This window comes from Brucella sp. TWI559 (assembly GCF_039674265.1).
Classification (GTDB): Bacteria; Pseudomonadota; Alphaproteobacteria; order Rhizobiales; family Rhizobiaceae; genus Brucella; species Brucella chromiisoli.
In genome coordinates this window covers 1-1155 of the sequence record NZ_JBDJNE010000064.1, presented here as the reverse complement: position 1 = coordinate 1155, position 1155 = coordinate 1, and the positions used below count along the sequence as shown (strand labels likewise).

Sequence of the window (1155 nt, the reverse complement as noted above, 5' to 3'; positions counted from 1 at the left end):
GTATCTTCGAAATAGTCTCCACAATAAGCATCCAATAGAAAACCTCCGATTGAAATCGAAGGTCATGTTACCCTTTAAATAAGGGGTCCCGTTTGGATGCCGATAACCCCTCAAATGGGGTCCTTATTCCATGCTTAATGACATCCAGATCTTCCAGGGCCAGATCAAACTGCTCAGGATTAATCTTCTCTGACTTGCGTCCAAAAGCGGCTTGTTTGAAGGCTGCAACCAGCTTCTCCAGCCGCGCAATCCGATCATCTTTACGAAGACCGAGCGCTGTCGCAGCAATCAGCAGTGCTTTGAGCTCAGCAATATCGTTGGGAAGATCGGCAGCGTCCAACATGAGCCAAACTTACCAAATCCGGCCTTGATATGCTTGATGATTATGCTGCCAGAGTCATCGTCCGCAGGCTATGATGCCGGTGCTCAATAGCTATTCAACAGTAATCGGCGCTCTCGCTTCCACCGCCCGAACGCGTCGCCAGTCAAGTCCTGCGAACAAAGCTTCAAACTGTGCATGGCTCAACGACATCAGTCCATCCCGGATCTCTGGCCAGCTGAACGTATGGGCTTCCAAACGCTTATAAGCCAGAACCATACCCGTGCCATCCCAGTAGATCAGTTTTATGCGATCGGCCTTGCGCGAGCGAAAAACAAATACAGTTCCCGTAAATGGATCCTTTCGCAGCTCGTTCTTCACCAACGCAGCAAGCCCGTCATGGCCTTTACGGAAATCGACAGGTTTGGTAGCCACCATGATGCGAACCCGGTTGGAAGGGAAGATCATTTGAGAGCCGCAAGCGCGCTTGCAACAGCTGCAATCCGGGAAGCCGACACACCTTCTTCCAGCCGAATGATCACTTCTCCGCTGAATATCTCAACGCGCGAAGCTGGTGACGTCACCGGTTCAACTGCAGACTCCGCTACTATAATTGCTGCAAACTCCGTATCATCTTCCGGCGAAGGCAAAACAAGCTTGCCCTGACGTGCCAGCGTGCGCCATGAAGACAGATAGTTTGCACGCACGCCATAGCGATCGGCAACTTCCTGCACGCTCACGCCAGGACGCAAGCTTTCCGAAACAATCCGGGCTTTTAAATCAACGGGCCACTGACGATGGCTGTCACGCTTACTCTGATCCGTTGAGAGAAACTC

2 protein-coding genes and 1 pseudogene are annotated in these 1155 nt (G+C 51.7%); all 3 read right to left on the bottom strand.

Going from position 1 to position 1155, the window contains the following annotated elements; genetic code table 11:
- Window positions 1-94: 94 nt before the first annotated feature.
- Window positions 95-343 (bottom strand): annotated as a pseudogene (locus ABE530_RS19600) (transposase domain-containing protein); the annotation flags it as partial.
- Window positions 344-433: 90 nt separating this feature from the next.
- Window positions 434-787, bottom strand: a complete 354-nt coding sequence (gene tnpB, locus ABE530_RS19595; protein WP_499695721.1) for an IS66 family insertion sequence element accessory protein TnpB — start codon at window positions 785-787, stop codon at window positions 434-436.
- Window positions 784-1155 (bottom strand): IS66-like element accessory protein TnpA (tnpA, locus tag ABE530_RS19590; RefSeq protein ID WP_499695720.1); only part of this gene is annotated, 372 nt, incomplete at its 5' end. The genes tnpB and tnpA, both read right to left, overlap by 4 nt.

Coding starts and splice junctions, on each gene's coding strand:
- tnpB (WP_499695721.1), bottom strand. CDS start 787: ATGATCTTCCCTTCCAACCGGGTTCGCATCATGGTGGCTACCAAACCT.